Origin of the sequence: Luteimonas huabeiensis HB2, assembly GCF_000559025.1 — a bacterium.
GTDB lineage: Bacteria > Pseudomonadota > Gammaproteobacteria > Xanthomonadales > Xanthomonadaceae > Luteimonas > Luteimonas huabeiensis.
Genome location: NZ_JAAN01000032.1, coordinates 58,504 through 75,123 on the forward strand (window position 1 = coordinate 58,504; position 16,620 = coordinate 75,123).

Consider the following 16,620-nt stretch of genomic DNA (forward strand, 5'->3'; position numbering starts at 1 on the left):
GTGGGGCCTGCGTGCGGAGCGAGAAGGCTACCCCAGCAAATGCGCCACGCCGCCGCGCTCTTCCTCGAGCTCGGCAAGGGTCTTGTCGATCGCCTTCTGGCTGAAGTCGTCGATCGGCAGATCCTTGACGATGGTGTACTCGCCGTCCTTCGTCACCACCGGGAAGCCGAAGATCACGCCTTCCGGGATGCCATAGCTGCCGTCGGACGGCACGCCCATGGTCACCCACTTGCCGTCGCTGCCCAGCACCCAGTCGCGGACGTGGTCGATGGCGGCGTTGGCGGCGGACGCTGCCGAGGACAGTCCGCGCGCTTCGATGATCGCCGCGCCGCGCTTGCCGACCTGCGGGATGAAGACCTCGGCGTTCCACGCCTCGTCGCCGATCCTGTCCTTGAGCGAGGCGCCGCCGACGGTAGCGAAGCGGTAGTCGGGGTACATCGTCGGGCTGTGGTTGCCCCACACGATCAGCTTCTCGATCTCGCCCACCGGCACGCCGGCCTTGTTCGCCAGCTGGCTCAGCGCGCGGTTGTGGTCCAGGCGCAGCATGGCGGTGAAGTTCTTCGCCGGCAGGTCGGGCGCGGACTTCATCGCGATGTAGGCGTTGGTGTTGGCCGGATTGCCGACCACCAGCACCTTGACGTCGCGCGAGGCGACCTTGTTCAGCGCCGCGCCCTGGGCGGTGAAGATCTTGGCGTTCTCCAGCAGCAGGTCCTTGCGCTCCATGCCCGGGCCGCGCGGGCGCGCGCCGACCAGCAGGGCGATGTCGGCGTCCTTGAACGCCACTTCCGGATCGTCGGTGCCGATCACGCCGGCCAGCAGCGGGAACGCGCAGTCCTCCAGCTCCATGATCACGCCCTTCAGCGCGGCCTGGGCCTTCTCCATCGGCAGCTCCAGCAGCTGCAGCACGACCGGCTGGTCCTTGCCGAGCATCTCGCCCGAGGCGATGCGGAACAGCAGGGCGTAGCCGATCTGGCCGGCGGCACCGGTGACGGCGACTCGGACGGGGGTCTTCATTCGGTGGATCCTCTCGTTGCTGGGTGGGGAACGGCGCGCGCGTTCAGTAGACGCGGTAGCCGAGCGGGGTCAGCCGGCGGTCGAGCGCGGCGGTGTCGTAGCCGCGCACCACGTCCTGGCCGATGACGGTGACCGGCACCCCGCGCGCGCCCAGGGCGCGCATGGCGCGGTCGCCGTCGGGGGTGTCGATGTCGAGCACCCGATAGCGCACGCCGGCGCGCTCGAAGTCCCGTTGCTGCCTGCGGCAATAGCCGCACCAGTCGGCGGCCAGCATCACGATGCGGTCGTCGCCGGTGGCGGTACGGGGATCGTCGGGATGCAGCGCGGGCGCGGCCTCGCCGTGGAAATGGAACCAGGCGCCGGCGGCGCAGAGCGTCAGCAGGAGCAGCGCCCAGCGCACGATTCAGGCCCTGCCGACGACGGCACCGGTCGCGCCGGGGCGGGCGCGTACGCGTGAGGCGGTCGGTGGACGGGATGGGCGCATCGACGCTCGTGCTGGGTCCGGGCGGGCTCCGCGAGCGAGGCTGCGCGGAGCCCGCGATTCTAGCATCCGCCCGGCGCGCCGCCGCACGCCGGGCGGGGCGGTCTCAGGCGGCCAGGATCTTGTTCCACTCCGCCACGCGGTCGGCCTTCGCGGCCAGCGCGGCGTCGGCGTCGCCCTCGATCTTCACGGACTTGATCGTATCGCCCTGCTTGACCGCGTCCACCACCTCCAGGCCCTCGGTCACCTTGCCGAAGACGGTGTGCTTGCCGTCGAGCCAGTCGGTCTTGATGTGGGTGATGAAGAACTGGCTGCCGTTGGTGTTCGGACCCGCGTTGGCCATCGACAGCACGCCGCGCTCGTGCTTGACGCCGTTGTCGGTCTCGTCCTCGAAGCGGTAGCCGGGACCGCCGCGGCCGGAGCCTTCCGGGCAGCCGCCCTGGATCATGAAGTCGGCGATGACGCGGTGGAAGCTCAGCCCGTCGTAGAAGCCGCGCTTGGCCAGGTTGACGAAGTTGGCCACCGTCAGCGGGGCCTTGTCGGGCAGGAGCTCGACGCGGATCTGGCCACGGTCGGTGTCGAAAACGGCGTTCAGGGACATGCGGTTGCCTCGGGGCTCGGATGAATGGGAAGACATGCGGCCGCCGGCGGGGGAATCAACCGCCGACCGCCGCGCCGCATTGCGGCGGCGCAACACGCTACAATACGCCCTTATCCGCCTCCCACCGTCGCGCCCCGCCCCAGCCCGGCGCGCCCTTGCCCGTGCCCGCTCCCATGCCCTCATCCATCGAACGCCTGCGCAACATCGCCATCGTCGCCCACGTCGACCACGGCAAGACCACCCTCGTCGACCAGCTGCTCAAGCAGTCCGGCACCCTCAGCGAGCGTGCCGCCGTCCCCGACCGGGTGATGGACAGCAACGACCTCGAGAAGGAGCGCGGGATCACCATCCTGTCGAAGAACACCGCGATCCGCTGGACCGATCCGGCCGGCGAGACCTGGCGCATCAACATCGTCGATACGCCCGGCCACGCCGACTTCGGCGGCGAGGTGGAGCGCGTGCTGTCGATGGTGGACTCGGTGCTGATCCTGGTGGACGCGATGGACGGCCCGATGCCGCAGACGCGCTTCGTCACCCAGAAGGCGTTCGCGATGGGCTTCAAGCCGATCGTGGTGGTCAACAAGGTCGATCGCCCCGGCGCGCGGCCGAGCTGGGTGCTGGACCAGACCTTCGACCTGTTCGACCGCCTGGGCGCCAACGACGACCAGCTCGACTTCCACACCGTCTACGCCTCCGGCCTGCAGGGCTACGCCGGCCTCACCGAGGACGTGCGCCAGGGCGACATGACGCCGCTGTTCCAGGCCATCACCCAGCACGTGCCGGCGCCGCCGGTCGATCCCGACGGCCCGTTCCAGATGCGCGTGACCTCGCTGGACTACAACAGCTACGTCGGCATCATCGGCGTGGGCCGCATCCAGCGCGGCAAGGTCAAGACCAACCAGCAGGTCGTGGTGATCGACCGCGAGGGCAAGACCCGCAACGCCAAGGTGCTGCAGGTGCTCGGCTTCATGGGCCTGGAGCGGGTGGAGGTGCCGGAGGCCCAGGCCGGCGACATCATCGCCTTCTCCGGCATCGAGGGCATCGGCATTTCCGACACCCTGTGCGATCCGTCGGCGGTCGAGCAGTTGCCGGTGCTGGCGGTGGACGAGCCGACCATCTCGATGACCTTCCAGGTCAACGACTCGCCCTTCGCCGGCGTCAAGGAGCGCTCCGGCGGCAAGTTCCTGACCTCGCGCCAGCTGCGCGACCGCCTGATCCGCGAGACCCAGCACAACGTCGCGCTGAAGGTGGAGGACACCGCCGATGCCGACAAGTTCAAGGTCTCCGGCCGCGGCGAGCTGCACCTGTCGATCCTGATCGAGACCATGCGCCGCGAGGGCTACGAGCTGGCCGTATCGCGCCCGGAAGTCATCGTGCGCGAGATCGACGGCGTGCTGCAGGAGCCCTACGAGTCGCTGGTGGTGGACCTGGAGGAGCAGTACCAGGGCGGCGTGATGGGCCGCCTGGGCGAGCGCAAGGCGATCCTGCAGAGCATGGAGCCCGACGGGAAGGGCCGCGTGCGCCTGGAGTTCATCATCCCGGCGCGCGGACTGATCGGCTTCCAGACCGAGTTCCGCACCCTGACCGCCGGCACCGGGCTGATGTTCCACGTGTTCGACCATTACGGCCCGAAGGCCGACGGCGACATCGGCCAGCGCATCAACGGCGTGCTGATCTCCAACGGCACCGGCACCTCGCCGGCCTACGCGCAGATCGCCATGCAGGAGCGCGGCCGGCTGTTCATCGAGCCGGGCGAGGAGATCTACGAGGGCCAGATCGTCGGCATCAACGCCAAGGACAACGACCTCACCGTCAACGCGCTGCGCGGCAAGCAGCTCACCAACTTCCGCGCCGCGGGCAAGGACCAGGACGAGGGCCTGATCCCGCCGATCAAGCTGTCGCTGGAGCAGGCGCTGGAGTTCATCGACGACGACGAGCTGGTCGAGGTCACGCCGAAGCAGATCCGGCTGCGCAAGAAGCTGCGCACCGAGACCGACCGCAAGCGCGCGGGCCGCGCCGCCTGAGCCGGCGGCCGGCGGTGAGCGTCTTCGTCGCCTGGATCCCCGACGAGGAGGCGCTGGACGCCCTCGATGCCCTGTGCGCGGCGCTGCCGGCCGCGCTGCCCGGATTGCGCGGCCTGGCCTGGCGCCGCCGCGCGCAGTTCCACATGACCCTGCGCTATCTGGCCGAGGGCCTGCCGGACGATCCGGCGCCGCTGCTGGCGGCGCTGAGCGAGACGGCGGCGCGACGGCCGCGGCTGACGCTGCGCTTCGATCGCGTGGAAGCCTGGCCGGGCGCCCGCGCGCTGGTGGCGCGCACCGCGCCCGACGACGCGCTGGCCGGGCTGTTCGCGGCGCTGGAGCGCGCGGCGGTGGCCTGCGGCCACGCGCCGGAACCGCGCGCGCCGGCACCCCACGTCACCCTGGCCTACGCGGGGCCCGGCCAGCGCCTGGACGAGTTCTGCACGCCCGCGCCCGGCAGCCTGCCGCTGCCCTTCGACGCCTGTCTCGGCAGCCTGTCGCTGGCGCGCACCGCGCCCGGCCGCTACGAGATCCTGCAGTGGTGGCCGCTGCGCGACGCCGAGGACGGCGCCGCCGCCGGGCCGCGCCTGGAGTGACCCCATGCACGCCCCGCCCTCCACCGCCCGGCCCGAGGACGACGCGCCGCACCGCGCGCAGCTGCGCGCGGTGGCGGCGTTCGAGGCGGCCAAGGGCGCGACGGCGCTGCTGACCGCCGGCGGCCTGGCCTGGCTGGGCGCGCCGCAGCTGCAGCGGCTGGTCGAGGCCGCCGCCGCCCGCCTGGGCGCGCCGCTCGACGGCGGCCGCATCGCCTGGCTCGAGCGCGCGCTCAGCCCCGGCAACCTGCACCTGCTGCTGGCCGTGCTGGCGATCTACGCCGCGATGCGCTTCGTCGAGGCCTGGGGCCTGTGGCGCGCGCGCCGCTGGGCGTCGTGGCTGGGCTGCATCGGCGCCGCGCTCTACCTGCCGTTCGAGGTCGCCGAGCTGTGGCGCCACCCCGGCTGGCTGCCGGCGCTGGTGCTGGCGACCAACCTCGCCATCGTCTGGGTGCTGGGCCGCGACCTGGCCCGGCGCCGCCGGCAGCCGGCGCCGTAGCCCGCGACCGCGGGACGCGGCCATCCGCCGCTACGAGGAGGAGGCCGCCTCGGGCGTGCGCGGCTCGCGTTGCGCACCCTGCAGCGCGAATGCGCCGTCGAGCGTGGCGCGCATGCGCGGCAGCGCCTGCGGCTGCTCGCGGCGCAGGTAGTCCAGCATGCGCTCGCGCACCGCCGCGCGCAGGTCGTAGTCGTCGCCCGAGTTGCGCGCGCTCACCAGCAGGCGCACCTTCATCGCCTCGGCGGCGATGTCCTCCACGTGCACCACGCACACCCGCCCGTCCCAGCGCGGGTCCGACTCGCAGATCCGCCGCAGTTCCGCGCGTACCGCCTCCAGCGGCGCGCCGTGGTCCAGCCACAGGAAGACCGGGCCCAGGATCTCGGCGCTGCGCCGGGTCCAGTTCTGGAACGGGTTCTCGATGAACCACTGCAGCGGCACCACCAGCCGGCGCTGGTCCCAGATCGCGACCACCACATAGGCGCTGGTGATCTCCTCGATCCGCCCCCATTCGCCGTCCACGATCACCACGTCGTCCAGGCGGATCGGCTGGGTGATGGCGATCTGCAGCCCGGCGATCAGGTTGCCGAACACCGGCTTGGCGGCGAAGCCCGCGACCACCCCCACCAGGCCCGCCGAGGCCAGCAGCGTGGCGCCGACCTGCCGGATCGCCGGAAAGGTCATCAGGATGATCGAAAGGCCGAACAGCAGGATCGCGATCTGGATCGCACGGCCGATGACGCGGGTCTGCGTCTGCACCCGCCGCGCGTGCAGGTTGTCGGCCACGTCCACCGGGTTGCGCGCGACGATCCGCGCTTCCATCGCGCCTACCGCGCGCATGAAGGCCCAGGTCAGGCAGGCCAGCCCCCCCACGCCCAGCAGGTGCTGGATGCGCGCGATCCACAGCGCCGGCAACGGCGTGGCGTTGACCGCGAGGCTCAGGAAGAACAACGGCAATGCGAACGCGGCGGGCACCGCGACCGCGGCGATGATCAACGCCCACGCGCGGCCGCCTGCGCGTCCGCGGGCGCGCTTCGCGGCCAGCAGCACCAGCCGGCGTACGACGAAACCGATCAGCAGGGCGACCGCGAGCGGCCAGACGGTGGCGGAGACCAGTGACCAGTCGATCGAGGTCATGCGGGAGTGTCCGGATGCGGGCTCCCGCCCCATGCTGCGATGCCGCGCGTCCACGCGCGGTGGAGGCCCGCGGTTCGCGGCCCGTCCGAGCGTCCCGGGTCCGCGCCGCTAGCGGGCGATCGATCTCGGCAGCGAGGCCTGCTTGCGCACGATCGCCATCGCGATCTCCAGCGCCTGCTCGTAGTTCAACCGCGGATCCACCGTGGAACGGTAGGCGCGCTCGAGATCGACTTCGGTCAGGTCGCGGGCGCCGCCGATGCACTCGGTCACGTCCTCGCCGGTCAGCTCCAGGTGCACGCCGCCCAGGCGGGTGCCGGCCGCGGCATGCAGGTCGAAGGCCTGCTCCAGCTCGCCGCGGATGCGGTCGAAGCGCCGTGTCTTGTAGCCGTTGCGCGTGGACTCGGTGTTGCCGTGCATGGCGTCGCAGACCCACAGCACGCGCCGGCCGTCGCGCCGCACCGCCTCCAGCAGCGGCGGCAGCTTCTCGGCGATCTGCGCCTCGCCCATGCGATGGATGAGGGCCAGCCGGCCCGGTTCGTCCTCGGGGTTGAGCACGTCGATCAGGCGCAGCAACTGGTCGGGCGCGACCGAGGGGCCGATCTTGACCGCCACCGGGTTGCGGATGCCGCGGAAGTACTCCACGTGGGCGCCGTCGAGCGCCGCGGTGCGCATGCCGATCCAGGGGAAGTGGGTGCTGAGGTTGAACCAGCCCCACTGCCGCGGCACCTGGCGGGTGAACGCCTCCTCGTAGGGCAGCAGCAACGCCTCGTGCGAGGTGAAGAAATCGACCCGGTTGAGGTTGTAGACCTCGGCCCCGGACAGCGTCTCCATGAAGCGCACCGCGTCGCCCAGGCTGGCGACCATGCGGTGGTATTCCTCGGCCAGCGGCGAGTGGCCCATCCAGCCGAGGTTCCAGTACTCGGGGTGGTGCAGGTCCGCGAAGCCGCCGTCGATCAGCGAGCGGGTGAAGTTCATCGTCATCGCCGAGCGCGCGTGCGCCTTGATCATCCGCCGCGGATCGGGGGTGCGCGCGTGCTCGGTGAATTCCGGCCCGTTGATCACGTCGCCGCGGTAGCTCGGCAGGGTGACGTCGCCGCGGGTCTCGGTGTCGGCCGAGCGCGGCTTGGCGTACTGCCCGGCGAAGCGCCCGACCCGCACCACCGGCAGGCGCAGCCCGTGCACCAGCACCAGGCTCATCTGCAGCAGCACCTTGAGCCGGTTGGAGATGACGTCGGAGTGGCAGTCGGCGAAGTTCTCGGCGCAGTCGCCGCCCTGCAGCAGGAAGCGCTTGCCCTCCTGCGCCTCGGCCAGCTGCTGCTTCAGCGAGAGGATTTCCCACGAGGTGACCAGCGGCGGCAGCGCCTGCAGCTCGGCCTGCGCCGCGGCCAGCGCCTCCGCGTCCGGGTAGACCGGCAGCTGCAGCGCCGGGCGCGAGCGCCAGCTGTCCGGCTGCCAGTCGGGCGGCAGATGGACGGGCGTCAGGCTGCGCTCGCGCTGCGGCATGGAGGCGTTCCTCGTTCCCGGGGCTCCGGAAGGACGCCCATCATGCCAGAGTGCTGCGATGCGTCAATTTCGCCTGCAACGATCTCCGCGGGATTCAGCCGGCGGCCGGCGCCCGCGGGCGGGCGAACGCGGCGTGCAGCGCCCAGGCCGCCAGCAGCACGAACCACAGCAGGCTCCAGGCCGGCATCGACAGGCCGAGGAAGGTCCAGTCGACCAGGCCGCAATCGCCGCTGCCGCTCATCACCCGCCGGATCAGGTTGCCGGTGGACAGCGTCTCGCGCAGGAACTCGTACGGCGGCCCGCAGGCGGGGATCTCGGGAGGGTTGAGCTGCAGCCAGGTATGGCGTCCGGCGATCGCCATGCCCACGCCGGCCGCGGCGAGCGCCAGCACGCCCCAGAGCCGGCGTCCGAGCGGCCGCGTCGGCGCGTGCAGGCCGCCGACCAGCAGCACCGCGCCGAGCCCGGCGAAGGCGAAACGCTGGAAGATGCACAGCGGGCAGGGCTCCAGGCCCCACTGCAGCTGGCTGTAGATCGCGAAGCCGATCAGCGCGAAGCAGATCGCGGCGCCGGCGAGGAAGCGGGCCCGGAACGACCAGGCGAAAGGATTCATGCGCATTGCGGGCCTGTACGGGCGGGTGCGGCGCGCAGGGCGCGGGGCCGCGGAACGCAGGCAACATAGCAAAAAGCGCACGGTCCGCACATGCGGCCGTGCCGCGCGTGGCGGCGGAAACGAAGAACCCCGGCGCGGGGCCGGGGTTCGTCTGTCGGCCTGCGGCGATGCCGCGGGCTCAGTCCTCGTCGGACTCGGCCGCCGCCTGCGGGCGATCGACCAGCTCGACGTAGGCCATCGGCGCATTGTCGCCGGCGCGGAAGCCGCACTTGAGGATGCGCAGGTAGCCGCCCGGACGCGCCTGGTAGCGCGGGCCCAGCTCGACGAACAGCTTGCCCACCGCTTCCTTGTCGCGCAGACGCGCGAAGGCGAGGCGGCGATTGGCCACGCCGTCGGTCTTGGCCAGGGTGATCAGCGGCTCGGCGACGCGGCGCAGCTCCTTGGCCTTGGGCAGCGTGGTCTTGATCAGCTCGTGCTTGAACAGCGACGCGGCCATGTTCTTGAACATCGCCTCGCGGTGCGCGCTGGTGCGGTTGAATTTGCGTCCGGCTTTCTGGTGGCGCATGGGTCGGATCCTTCAGGTCTGAATGTTGGGGCCGTGGACTGCGTTGTCGCCATCCCATGGCGCTGAAGCTTGGACTGCGGGTGGTCCGTGCCGGCATCCCTTGCCGGGGATCGCCGCGGACCTCGGGGTCCGTCGTGCGAAGGGCTGCTCTACGATCATTTCCTCGTCGCCATCCCTGGCGGTAATGCGCGGACTTCGGAGAGTCCTGCCCGGCCATCCCCGGCCGGGCGTTCGCGCCCGCAGCCGATGCCGATAGGGCATCGGCTAGGCGCGGGCGCTCACCCCAGCATGCCGTGCGCGGAGACGCCGGCCGGCGGCCAGTTCTCCAGCTTCATGCCCAGCGAGAGGCCGCGTTGCGCCAGGACTTCCTTGATCTCGGTCAGCGACTTCTTGCCCAGGTTCGGCGTCTTGAGCAGCTCGACCTCGGTCTTCTGGATCAGATCGCCGATGTAGTAGATGCTCTCGGCCTTCAGGCAGTTGGCCGAACGCACCGTCAGCTCCAGATCGTCGATCGGGCGCAGCAGCAGCGGGTCGACGCCCGCGGTCTGCTGCTTCGCCGCACCGCGGTCGCGGTTGGTGAAGTCGCCGAACACCGAAAGCTGGTCGGTGAGGATGTCGGCGGCGGTACGCACGGCTTCCTCGGCGTCGATCGTGCCGTTGGTCTCGATGTCGAGCACCAGCTTGTCGAGGTCGGTGCGCTGCTCGACGCGGGCGGCCTCGACCTCGTAGGCGACGCGGCGCACCGGCGAGAACGAGGCGTCCAGCATCAGGCGACCGATCGCGCGCGTCTCCTCGTCGGGACGACGGCGGGCGGCGGCCGGCTGGTAGCCGAAGCCGCGCTCGATCTTCAGGCGCATGTTGATCGATGCCTCCTTGGTCAGGTGGCAGATCACGTGCTCGCCGTTGAGGATCTCGACGTTGTGATCGGTCTTGATGTCGGCGGCGGTGACCACGCCCGGGCCGGACTTCGACAGCGACAGCGTGGAGCTCTCGCCGGTGCCCATGCGGATGGCGACGTCCTTGAGGTTGAGCAGCACTTCCAGCACGTCTTCCTGCAGGCCCTCGATCGCGCTGTACTCGTGCAGCACGCCGTCGATCTCGACCTCGGTGATGGCGAAGCCCGGGATCGAGGACAGCAGCACGCGGCGCAGCGCGTTGCCGAGCGTGTGGCCGTAGCCCCGCTCCAGCGGCTCGATCACGACCTTGGCACGGTTGCCGGTGAGGCGCTCGATCTGCGGAGCGCGCGGACGCAGGACCTGGTTGGCAGTAACCGTCATGTTTGTGGCATCTCCTGCAATGAACCACCGGGCGGGGGCCTGCGGCGGGTTTCGCTTTCGCATTTTGGGCCCCCTTCTCGCAAAGGGGGCGGCCGATGCGCTGCGCGCATCGGCCGAGGGGATCGGGTATCGCGCCGCTCCGGGACGTCGGCCCCGGAGGCGGCCGCAGCCCTTACTTCGAGTACAGCTCGACGATCAGCGCCTCGTTGATGTCCGAGGGCAGGTCGCTGCGCTCGGGCACCGACTTGAACACGCCGGCGAACTTGTTCGCATCGACCTCGACCCAGCCGGGCGAGAGGTCCATCTGCGAGGACACTTCCAGCGCCTCCTTGACCCGGAGCTGCTTCTGGGCGCGCTCGGACAGGGCGATCGCGTCGCCGGCCTTGACCTGGTAGGACGGCAGGTTGACCGGCTTGCCGTTGACGGTGATGCCGCGGTGCGACACCAGCTGCCGGGCGGCCGGACGGGTCACCGCGAAACCCATGCGGTAGACGACGTTGTCCAGGCGGGTCTCGAGCAGCTGCAGCAGGTTCTCGCCGGTGTTGCCCTTCTTGGTCGAGGCCTTCTTGTAGTAGTTGCGGAACTGCCGCTCCAGCAGGCCGTAGATGCGCTTGACCTTCTGCTTCTCGCGCAGCTGGGTGGCGTAGTCGGACAGCTTGCCCTTGCGGGCGGTGGCGCCGTGCTGGCCGGGCTTCTGCTCCAGCTTGCACTTGGAATCGAGCGCGCGCGACGGGCTCTTCAGCGAGAGGTCGGCGCCCTCGCGGCGGGCGAGCTTGCAGGTAGGACCGATATAACGAGCCATTTCTTATCGCTCCCTTAGACGCGACGCTTCTTCGGCGGACGGCACCCGTTGTGCGGGATCGGCGTCACGTCGATGATGTTGGTGATCTTGTAGCCCACGTTGTTGAGCGAGCGGACCGCCGACTCGCGGCCGGGGCCCGGGCCCTTGATGCGGACTTCCAGGGACTTCACGCCGTAGTCCAGCGCGGCGCGCCCGGCCTTCTCGGCCGCCACCTGCGCGGCGAACGGGGTCGACTTGCGCGAGCCGCGGAAGCCCGCGCCGCCCGAGGTCGCCCACGACAGCGCGTTGCCCTGACGGTCGGTGATCGTCACGATGGTGTTGTTGAACGAAGCGTGGACGTGGGCGACGCCATCGGTGATGACGCGCTTGATCTTCTTCTTGGTCTTGGTTGCTGCCGGCTTTGCCATGACGATTCCTTACTTCCTGATGGCCTTGCGCGGACCCTTGCGGGTACGGGCATTGGTGCGGGTGCGCTGGCCGCGCAGCGGCAGGCCGCGGCGGTGGCGCAGGCCGCGGTAGCAGCCCAGGTCCATCAGGCGCTTGATGGCGATGCCGATCTCGCGGCGGAGGTCGCCCTCCACCACGTACTTGCCGATCTCGGCGCGCAGGCGCTCGACTTCGGGCTCGGAAAGATCCACGATCCGGGTCGTCACGTCGACGCCCGCGGCCTCGCAGACCTTCCGGGAACGGGTACGGCCGATGCCGTAGATGCTCTGAAGCCCGACCCAGACATGCTTCTGGGCAGGCAGGTTGACGCCCGCAATACGCGCCATGAGGCGATCTCCAACTGGTTGGCGGCCGGGCCTTCTCGGGCAGACCGGCGCAGTGAACACGAAATTGTATCAGGGTCTCGGAGTCTCAGGAAGCCCCGGCCGCGAACGGCCGGGACTCCGGCATGGGGAGTGTGCCCATGCTCCGGCGACGGACCCAGGTTGGCCGGACCGGGAAACCTCCCCGCCCTGCCCCGCGCGCTACTCTGGCGCGCGACCGACCCGGATCCACCCGCGCCCGAAACCGCCGCGCGAGTCGCCCATCTTCCCCGCCCCACGCTGCCGTCGGGACGGGGTCTGCATTCGTTGGCCCTCCATGACGCAGCCGGACCGGCCTGCGGACAGCGCCGGCCTTCCGTGGCCGGGCGTGGAGCGGGCGGGACGCTAGCGTCCCCGCGCGCCGCCCTTCAGGTTCGCCTTCTTCAACAGGCTCTCGTACTGGTGCGACATCAGGTGGGCCTGGAGCTGGGCGATGAAGTCCATCACCACCACCACCACGATGAGCAGCGAGGTGCCGCCGAAGTAGAACGAGGTGCCCAGCTCGGCCCGCATGAACTCGGGCAGCAGGCAGACGATGACCAGGTACAGCGCGCCGGCCGCGGTCAGGCGGGTCAGCACGCCGTCGATGTAGTCCGCGGTCGCCTTGCCCGGCCGGATTCCGGGGATCAGCGCCCCCGACTTCTTCAGGTTGTCGGCGGTCTCCTGGCTGTTGAAGACCAGGGCGGTGTAGAAGAACGCAAAGCCCGCGATCAGCCCGGCGTACAGCAGGATGTACAGCGGCTCGCCCGGGGACAGCGCCTGCGCGGCGCGCTGCAGCCAGGTGGCCGAGCCGGCCTGGCCGAACCAGGTCGAGACGGTCGCCGGGAACATGATGATCGAGGAGGCGAAGATCGCCGGGATCACGCCGGCCATGTTCAGCTTCAGCGGCAGGAACGAGCTCTGGTTCATGTACGCGTTGCGGCCGCCCTGCCGACGCGCGTAGTTCACGGTGATCCGGCGCTGGCCGCGCTCGACGAACACCACGAAATAGATGAACACCAGCACGATCACCGCGATCAGGATCACCGAGATCGGGCTGATGTCGCCGTTGCGGGCCTGCTCGAAGGTGCTGATGATCGCGCCCGGGATGCCCGCCACGATGCCGGCGAAGATGATCAGCGACACGCCGTTGCCGATGCCGCGCTCGGTGACCTGCTCGCCCAGCCAGACCAGGAACATGGTACCGGCGGTCAGCGCGACGATCGCGGTCAGCACGAAGCCCATGCCGGGCTGGTAGACGACCTGGATGCCGCTGCCCGCGCCCTGCGACTGCAGCGCCATCGCGATGCCGGCGGACTGGAAGATCGCCAGCGGGATCGCGCCGATGCGCGACCACTGGGTAATCCGGCGGCGACCCGACTCGCCCTCCTTCTGGATCGCCTTCAGGCTCGGCACGATCTGCACCATGAGCTGCATGACGATCGACGCCGAGATGTAGGGGATCACGTTCAGCGCGAACAGGCTGAAGCGCTCCAGGGCGCCGCCCGAGAACATGTTGAACATGTCCACGATCGTGCCCTGCTGCTGCTCCATCAGGCGCAGCATGGCGTCCGGGTTCACTCCGGGCACCGGGATGTAGCAGCCGATGCGGTAGACCAGCAGCGCGCCGAGCACGAACAGCAGCCGCTGGCGCAGCTCGGTGAACTTGCCCATGCCTGCGCCGAGGTTGCCCATTGCGCTAACGCTGCGTGACATCGATTGCTCCGCTGTGCCGGCCGGTCCGGACGCCGGCCGAAATCTTGGATCGGATCATGGCCGCCGCGGCGGCCGGGCTGGACGGGATCGCGCCCGGCCTCGCGGCCGGGCGCCGGTCCCCGCAGGCGTCAGGCGCCGGCGGACTCGTCCTGGACCTGACCACCGGCGGCCTCGATCGCCGCGCGGGCGCCGGCCGTGGCCAGCACGCCCTTGAGCACGAGCTTCTTCGAGATCTCGCCCTTCTTCACGACCTTGGCGCGCTTGGCGGTGGACGGCACCAGCTTGGCCGCGCGCAGGGCCTTGAAGTCGATCTCGCCATCCAGCCGCTCGAGCTGGTACAGGAAGACCTCGGCGGTATCGCCGGCCGTGCGCGAACGGAAGCCGATCTTCGGCAGCCGCATGTGCATCGGCATCTGGCCGCCTTCGAAGCCGGCCTTGATCTTGCCCTTGCCCGAGCGCGCGAACGAGCCCTTGTGACCGCGCCCGGCGGTCTTGCCGAGGCCGGAGCCGATGCCGCGGCCGACGCGGGTGCGCTCGGCGCGGGCGCCCTTGGCGGGCTTGAGTGTATTCAGACGCATGATGGTTACTCCTCGACCCGGACCAGGTAGTAGACCTTGTTGATCAGGCCGCGCACCTGCGGGCTGTCCTTCAGTTCGCGGACGTCGTTGAGCTTGTTGAGGCCCAGCGCCTTCACAGACAGCCGGTGGCGTGCCTGGGTTCCGCGCAGCCCCTTGACCAGGCGCACCTTCACCGTGCCGCCGGCGTTCTCCTGCTTAGCCATGGACGATCTCCTCGACCTTCTTGCCGCGCTTGGCCGCGATCTTGGCCGGCGAATGCATCGCCTCCAGGCCCTTGACCGTGGCCCGCACCAGGTTGATCGGGTTGCGCGAGCCGACCGCCTTGGCCAGCACGTCCTTGACCCCGACCGCTTCGAGCACGGCGCGCATCGCGCCGCCGGCGATCATGCCGGTACCCTCGGACGCCGGCTGCATGAACACCCGCGCCGCGCCGTGGCCGGCCTTGACCGAGTGGTACAGCGTGCCGCCGTTGAGTTCGACGGTGCTCATGTTCTTGCGGGCGTACTCCATCGACTTCTGGATCGCGACCGGCACTTCGCGCGCCTTGCCGTAGCCGAAGCCGACCCGGCCGTTGCCGTCGCCCACCACCGTCAGCGCGGTGAAGGTGAACTGGCGGCCGCCCTTGACGGTCTTGCTGACGCGGTTGACCGCGATCAGCTTCTCGACCATGCCGTCGTCGATCTCTTCGCGGTCGCGACGATCGCGGCCCCGCGGTTCCCTTTCGTTTGCCATGTTTCGGATCTCTCGATGGTGGAGGATGTACGGCTCGCAGGCCGCTTATGGTTGTGGCTGGAGCGGTGGACCGTCGGACCGCGCAGAAGGCGGAGGACGTCCGGCGCGAACGGCGCCGGCCGTGGAGCGGCGGACGGGAACGCCCCGCCCGCCCGGCGGATCAGAACTGCAGGCCACCCTCGCGAGCGGCATCGGCCAGGGCCTTGATGCGGCCGTGGTAACGGTAGCCGGAGCGATCGAAGGCGATCTTCTCGATACCGGCGGCCTTGGCCTTCTCGGCGATCGCGCGGCCGACCTTGGCGGCGGCCTCGGCGTTCTTGCCGTTCTTCAGCCCCTCGCGCACGTCGGCCTGGGTGGTGCTGGCGGCGGCCAGGACCTTGGAGCCGTCGGCGCTGAACAGCTGCGCGTACACGTGCTGGCCGGTGCGCAGCACCGACAGGCGGGGGACGCCGAGCTCGCGGATCCGGGCGCGGGTGGCCTTGGCGCGACGCAGGCGGGCGTTCTTCTTGTCCATTGCTGTGTTCTCTGTTGGAAGCGGATCGACGCGGCGTTTTCCGTTGAATCCCGGCCCGGACGGGTCCGGTGCCTCGCGGAGGCCGCTTATGCCTTCTTGGCTTCCTTACGGATGATGGTCTCGTCGGCGTACTTCACGCCCTTGCCCTTGTAGGGCTCCGGCGGACGGAAACCGCGAATCTTGGCGGCGGCCTGGCCCACGGCCTGCTTGTCGGCGCCGCTGACCACGATCTCGGTCTGCGACGGCGTGGCGATGCTGACCCCTTCCGGCGCGGAGAACACCACCGGATGGGAGAACCCGAGCGACAGGTTCAGGTCCTTGCCCTGCATGGAGGCGCGGTAGCCGACGCCCACCAGCTCGAGCTTGCGCTCGAAGCCCTGCGAGACGCCCTGGACCATGTTGGCCAGGATCGCGCGCAGCGTGCCGGTGATGGCGATGCGGGAGGGATCGGCCGGCGACAGCACGGCGCTGCCGTCCTCGATCTTCACCTCCACGCCTTCGGGCCTGGCGGTGCTCAGGGCGCCCTTGGGCCCCTTGACGCTGACGGTATCGGACTGGATGTCGAACTCGACGCCCTTCGGAAGGGCGATCGGCTTCTTGGCGACGCGAGACATGCGGCTTGCTCCCTTAGGCCACGAAGCACAGGACCTCGCCGCCGACGCCCTGCTGGCGCGCCTGCGCATCGGTCATGATGCCCTTCGAGGTGGAAATGATGGCGACGCCCAGCCCGTTGAGGACCTTGGGCAGCGCGTCCTTGCCGCGGTACTGGCGCAGGCCCGAGCGCGACACGCGCTGCAGGCGCTCGATCACCGGACGGCCGTCGTAGTACTTGAGGTCGATCTCGAGTTCGGCCTTGGCGCCGTTCTCGGTCACGCGGAAACCGCCGATGTAGCCCTCGTCCTGCAGGACCTTGGCGATCGCGGTCTTGATCTTGGACGACGGCATCTTCACCGCCGGCTTGCCGACCGCGGCCGCATTCTTGATGCGGACCAGCATGTCGGCGATGGGATCAGTCATGCTCATGAGTGTTCACCTTTGAGTAGCACCGATATCCGCTTTCGCGAAATCTTGGGTTGTGCCCGGCGGCCCGGGCGGGCGACCGGTCGCCCGGCCCGCCCCGCCAACGGCGGGGAGCCGGACATTCTACAGGGGCCGGGGACCGCGGGCCAGAGATCGGGAGGAGCGCGCTGGC

At 70.1% G+C, this 16,620-nt stretch carries 21 protein-coding genes; 3 read left to right on the forward strand and 18 right to left on the reverse strand.

Annotated features, from left to right (window positions below):
* Positions 1 to 27: 27 nt before the first annotated feature.
* From Z164_RS0113390 to Z164_RS0113400, 3 genes are all read right to left on the reverse strand, one after another.
* Positions 28 to 1,014 (reverse strand): malate dehydrogenase, encoded by a 987-nt coding sequence (locus Z164_RS0113390; protein WP_024891197.1) that lies wholly within the window; start codon positions 1,012 to 1,014, stop codon positions 28 to 30.
* Between the two features lie 43 nt (positions 1,015 to 1,057).
* On the reverse strand, positions 1,058 to 1,414 hold the full coding sequence (locus Z164_RS22515) for a glutaredoxin family protein (protein WP_043690126.1): 357 nt from the start codon (positions 1,412 to 1,414) through the stop codon (positions 1,058 to 1,060).
* A 187-nt stretch (positions 1,415 to 1,601) separates the two neighbouring features.
* Positions 1,602 to 2,096, reverse strand: coding sequence for a peptidylprolyl isomerase (locus tag Z164_RS0113400; protein ID WP_024891199.1), 495 nt, complete (start codon positions 2,094 to 2,096; stop codon positions 1,602 to 1,604).
* A 173-nt stretch (positions 2,097 to 2,269) separates the two neighbouring features.
* On the opposite strand from Z164_RS0113400, the gene typA reads away from it, so the two are divergent.
* Genes typA through Z164_RS0113415 form a run of 3 tightly spaced genes read left to right on the forward strand, consistent with a single transcriptional unit; the run spans position 2,270 to position 5,209 of the window.
* Entirely contained in the window at positions 2,270 to 4,120 is a 1,851-nt protein-coding gene (gene typA / locus Z164_RS0113405) for a translational GTPase TypA (RefSeq protein WP_024891200.1), read from the forward strand.
* Between the two features lie 14 nt (positions 4,121 to 4,134).
* Complete coding sequence (locus Z164_RS20605) at positions 4,135 to 4,713, forward strand: 2'-5' RNA ligase family protein (protein WP_024891201.1); 579 nt, start codon at positions 4,135 to 4,137, stop codon at positions 4,711 to 4,713.
* Positions 4,714 to 4,717: 4 nt separating this feature from the next.
* Positions 4,718 to 5,209 carry a DUF2127 domain-containing protein gene (locus Z164_RS0113415; RefSeq protein ID WP_024891202.1) on the forward strand — a complete coding sequence of 164 codons (492 nt, stop codon included), beginning with the start codon at positions 4,718 to 4,720 and terminating at the stop codon, positions 5,207 to 5,209.
* 30 nt (positions 5,210 to 5,239) lie between these two features.
* Here the strand turns inward: Z164_RS0113415 and Z164_RS0113420 are convergent, their stop codons facing one another.
* The 15 genes from Z164_RS0113420 to rpsH all read right to left on the reverse strand — a co-directional run bounded on the left by Z164_RS0113420 (position 5,240) and on the right by rpsH (position 16,451).
* Positions 5,240 to 6,343, reverse strand: a complete 1,104-nt coding sequence (locus Z164_RS0113420; RefSeq protein WP_024891203.1) for a mechanosensitive ion channel domain-containing protein — start codon at positions 6,341 to 6,343, stop codon at positions 5,240 to 5,242.
* Positions 6,344 to 6,451: 108 nt separating this feature from the next.
* The gene (locus Z164_RS0113425; protein WP_024891204.1) at positions 6,452 to 7,846 is read right to left on the reverse strand and encodes a class II 3-deoxy-7-phosphoheptulonate synthase; all 1,395 of its coding nucleotides are present in this window, start codon (positions 7,844 to 7,846) and stop codon (positions 6,452 to 6,454) included.
* 94 nt (positions 7,847 to 7,940) lie between these two features.
* Positions 7,941 to 8,456: a disulfide bond formation protein B gene (locus tag Z164_RS0113430; protein ID WP_024891205.1), complete on the reverse strand. Its 516-nt coding sequence runs from the start codon at positions 8,454 to 8,456 to the stop codon at positions 7,941 to 7,943.
* A 178-nt stretch (positions 8,457 to 8,634) separates the two neighbouring features.
* Entirely contained in the window at positions 8,635 to 9,021 is a 387-nt protein-coding gene (rplQ, locus tag Z164_RS0113435; RefSeq protein ID WP_024891206.1) for a 50S ribosomal protein L17, read from the reverse strand.
* A gap of 278 nt (positions 9,022 to 9,299) precedes the next feature.
* Positions 9,300 to 10,298: a DNA-directed RNA polymerase subunit alpha gene (locus tag Z164_RS0113440; RefSeq protein ID WP_024891207.1), complete on the reverse strand. Its 999-nt coding sequence runs from the start codon at positions 10,296 to 10,298 to the stop codon at positions 9,300 to 9,302.
* Between the two features lie 172 nt (positions 10,299 to 10,470).
* Positions 10,471 to 11,100: a 30S ribosomal protein S4 gene (gene rpsD / locus Z164_RS0113445; RefSeq protein WP_024891208.1), complete on the reverse strand. Its 630-nt coding sequence runs from the start codon at positions 11,098 to 11,100 to the stop codon at positions 10,471 to 10,473.
* A gap of 14 nt (positions 11,101 to 11,114) precedes the next feature.
* Positions 11,115 to 11,507: a 30S ribosomal protein S11 gene (rpsK, locus tag Z164_RS0113450; protein WP_024891209.1), complete on the reverse strand. Its 393-nt coding sequence runs from the start codon at positions 11,505 to 11,507 to the stop codon at positions 11,115 to 11,117.
* A 9-nt stretch (positions 11,508 to 11,516) separates the two neighbouring features.
* Positions 11,517 to 11,873, reverse strand: a complete 357-nt coding sequence (rpsM, locus tag Z164_RS0113455; RefSeq protein ID WP_024891210.1) for a 30S ribosomal protein S13 — start codon at positions 11,871 to 11,873, stop codon at positions 11,517 to 11,519.
* A 381-nt stretch (positions 11,874 to 12,254) separates the two neighbouring features.
* Entirely contained in the window at positions 12,255 to 13,604 is a 1,350-nt protein-coding gene (secY, locus tag Z164_RS0113460; protein ID WP_043690129.1) for a preprotein translocase subunit SecY, read from the reverse strand.
* Positions 13,605 to 13,732: 128 nt separating this feature from the next.
* Positions 13,733 to 14,182 carry a 50S ribosomal protein L15 gene (gene rplO / locus Z164_RS0113465; protein WP_024891212.1) on the reverse strand — a complete coding sequence of 150 codons (450 nt, stop codon included), beginning with the start codon at positions 14,180 to 14,182 and terminating at the stop codon, positions 13,733 to 13,735.
* Between the two features lie 5 nt (positions 14,183 to 14,187).
* Positions 14,188 to 14,385 carry a 50S ribosomal protein L30 gene (gene rpmD, locus Z164_RS0113470; protein ID WP_024891213.1) on the reverse strand — a complete coding sequence of 66 codons (198 nt, stop codon included), beginning with the start codon at positions 14,383 to 14,385 and terminating at the stop codon, positions 14,188 to 14,190.
* Positions 14,378 to 14,914, reverse strand: a complete 537-nt coding sequence (gene rpsE / locus Z164_RS0113475) for a 30S ribosomal protein S5 (RefSeq protein ID WP_024891214.1) — start codon at positions 14,912 to 14,914, stop codon at positions 14,378 to 14,380. Before rpsE ends, rpmD begins: the two co-directional genes overlap by 8 nt.
* Positions 14,915 to 15,074: 160 nt before the next feature.
* Positions 15,075 to 15,428 (reverse strand): 50S ribosomal protein L18, encoded by a 354-nt coding sequence (gene rplR, locus Z164_RS0113480; protein WP_024891215.1) that lies wholly within the window; start codon positions 15,426 to 15,428, stop codon positions 15,075 to 15,077.
* Between the two features lie 86 nt (positions 15,429 to 15,514).
* The gene (rplF, locus tag Z164_RS0113485) at positions 15,515 to 16,042 is read right to left on the reverse strand and encodes a 50S ribosomal protein L6 (protein ID WP_024891216.1); all 528 of its coding nucleotides are present in this window, start codon (positions 16,040 to 16,042) and stop codon (positions 15,515 to 15,517) included.
* Between the two features lie 13 nt (positions 16,043 to 16,055).
* Positions 16,056 to 16,451, reverse strand: coding sequence for a 30S ribosomal protein S8 (gene rpsH / locus Z164_RS0113490; RefSeq protein WP_024891217.1), 396 nt, complete (start codon positions 16,449 to 16,451; stop codon positions 16,056 to 16,058).
* Positions 16,452 to 16,620 lie beyond the last annotated feature (169 nt).

Excerpts from the sequence above, each read along its gene's own strand:
- Z164_RS0113390 (WP_024891197.1), bottom strand. The coding sequence starts at position 1,014 with ATGAAGACCCCCGTCCGAGTCGCCGTCACCGGTGCCGCCGGCCAGATC.
- Z164_RS0113400 (WP_024891199.1), bottom strand. The coding sequence starts at position 2,096 with ATGTCCCTGAACGCCGTTTTCGACACCGACCGTGGCCAGATCCGCGTC.
- typA (WP_024891200.1), top strand. The coding sequence starts at position 2,270 with ATGCCCTCATCCATCGAACGCCTGCGCAACATCGCCATCGTCGCCCAC.
- Z164_RS0113415 (WP_024891202.1), top strand. The coding sequence starts at position 4,718 with ATGCACGCCCCGCCCTCCACCGCCCGGCCCGAGGACGACGCGCCGCAC.
- Z164_RS0113420 (WP_024891203.1), bottom strand. The coding sequence starts at position 6,343 with ATGACCTCGATCGACTGGTCACTGGTCTCCGCCACCGTCTGGCCGCTC.
- Z164_RS0113425 (WP_024891204.1), bottom strand. The coding sequence starts at position 7,846 with ATGCCGCAGCGCGAGCGCAGCCTGACGCCCGTCCATCTGCCGCCCGAC.
- Z164_RS0113430 (WP_024891205.1), bottom strand. The coding sequence starts at position 8,456 with ATGAATCCTTTCGCCTGGTCGTTCCGGGCCCGCTTCCTCGCCGGCGCC.
- rplQ (WP_024891206.1), bottom strand. The coding sequence starts at position 9,021 with ATGCGCCACCAGAAAGCCGGACGCAAATTCAACCGCACCAGCGCGCAC.
- Z164_RS0113440 (WP_024891207.1), bottom strand. The coding sequence starts at position 10,298 with ATGACGGTTACTGCCAACCAGGTCCTGCGTCCGCGCGCTCCGCAGATC.
- rpsD (WP_024891208.1), bottom strand. The coding sequence starts at position 11,100 with ATGGCTCGTTATATCGGTCCTACCTGCAAGCTCGCCCGCCGCGAGGGC.
- rpsK (WP_024891209.1), bottom strand. The coding sequence starts at position 11,507 with ATGGCAAAGCCGGCAGCAACCAAGACCAAGAAGAAGATCAAGCGCGTC.
- rpsM (WP_024891210.1), bottom strand. The coding sequence starts at position 11,873 with ATGGCGCGTATTGCGGGCGTCAACCTGCCTGCCCAGAAGCATGTCTGG.
- secY (WP_043690129.1), bottom strand. The coding sequence starts at position 13,604 with ATGTCACGCAGCGTTAGCGCAATGGGCAACCTCGGCGCAGGCATGGGC.
- rplO (WP_024891212.1), bottom strand. The coding sequence starts at position 14,182 with ATGCGTCTGAATACACTCAAGCCCGCCAAGGGCGCCCGCGCCGAGCGC.
- rpmD (WP_024891213.1), bottom strand. The coding sequence starts at position 14,385 with ATGGCTAAGCAGGAGAACGCCGGCGGCACGGTGAAGGTGCGCCTGGTC.
- rpsE (WP_024891214.1), bottom strand. The coding sequence starts at position 14,914 with ATGGCAAACGAAAGGGAACCGCGGGGCCGCGATCGTCGCGACCGCGAA.
- rplR (WP_024891215.1), bottom strand. The coding sequence starts at position 15,428 with ATGGACAAGAAGAACGCCCGCCTGCGTCGCGCCAAGGCCACCCGCGCC.
- rplF (WP_024891216.1), bottom strand. The coding sequence starts at position 16,042 with ATGTCTCGCGTCGCCAAGAAGCCGATCGCCCTTCCGAAGGGCGTCGAG.
- rpsH (WP_024891217.1), bottom strand. The coding sequence starts at position 16,451 with ATGAGCATGACTGATCCCATCGCCGACATGCTGGTCCGCATCAAGAAT.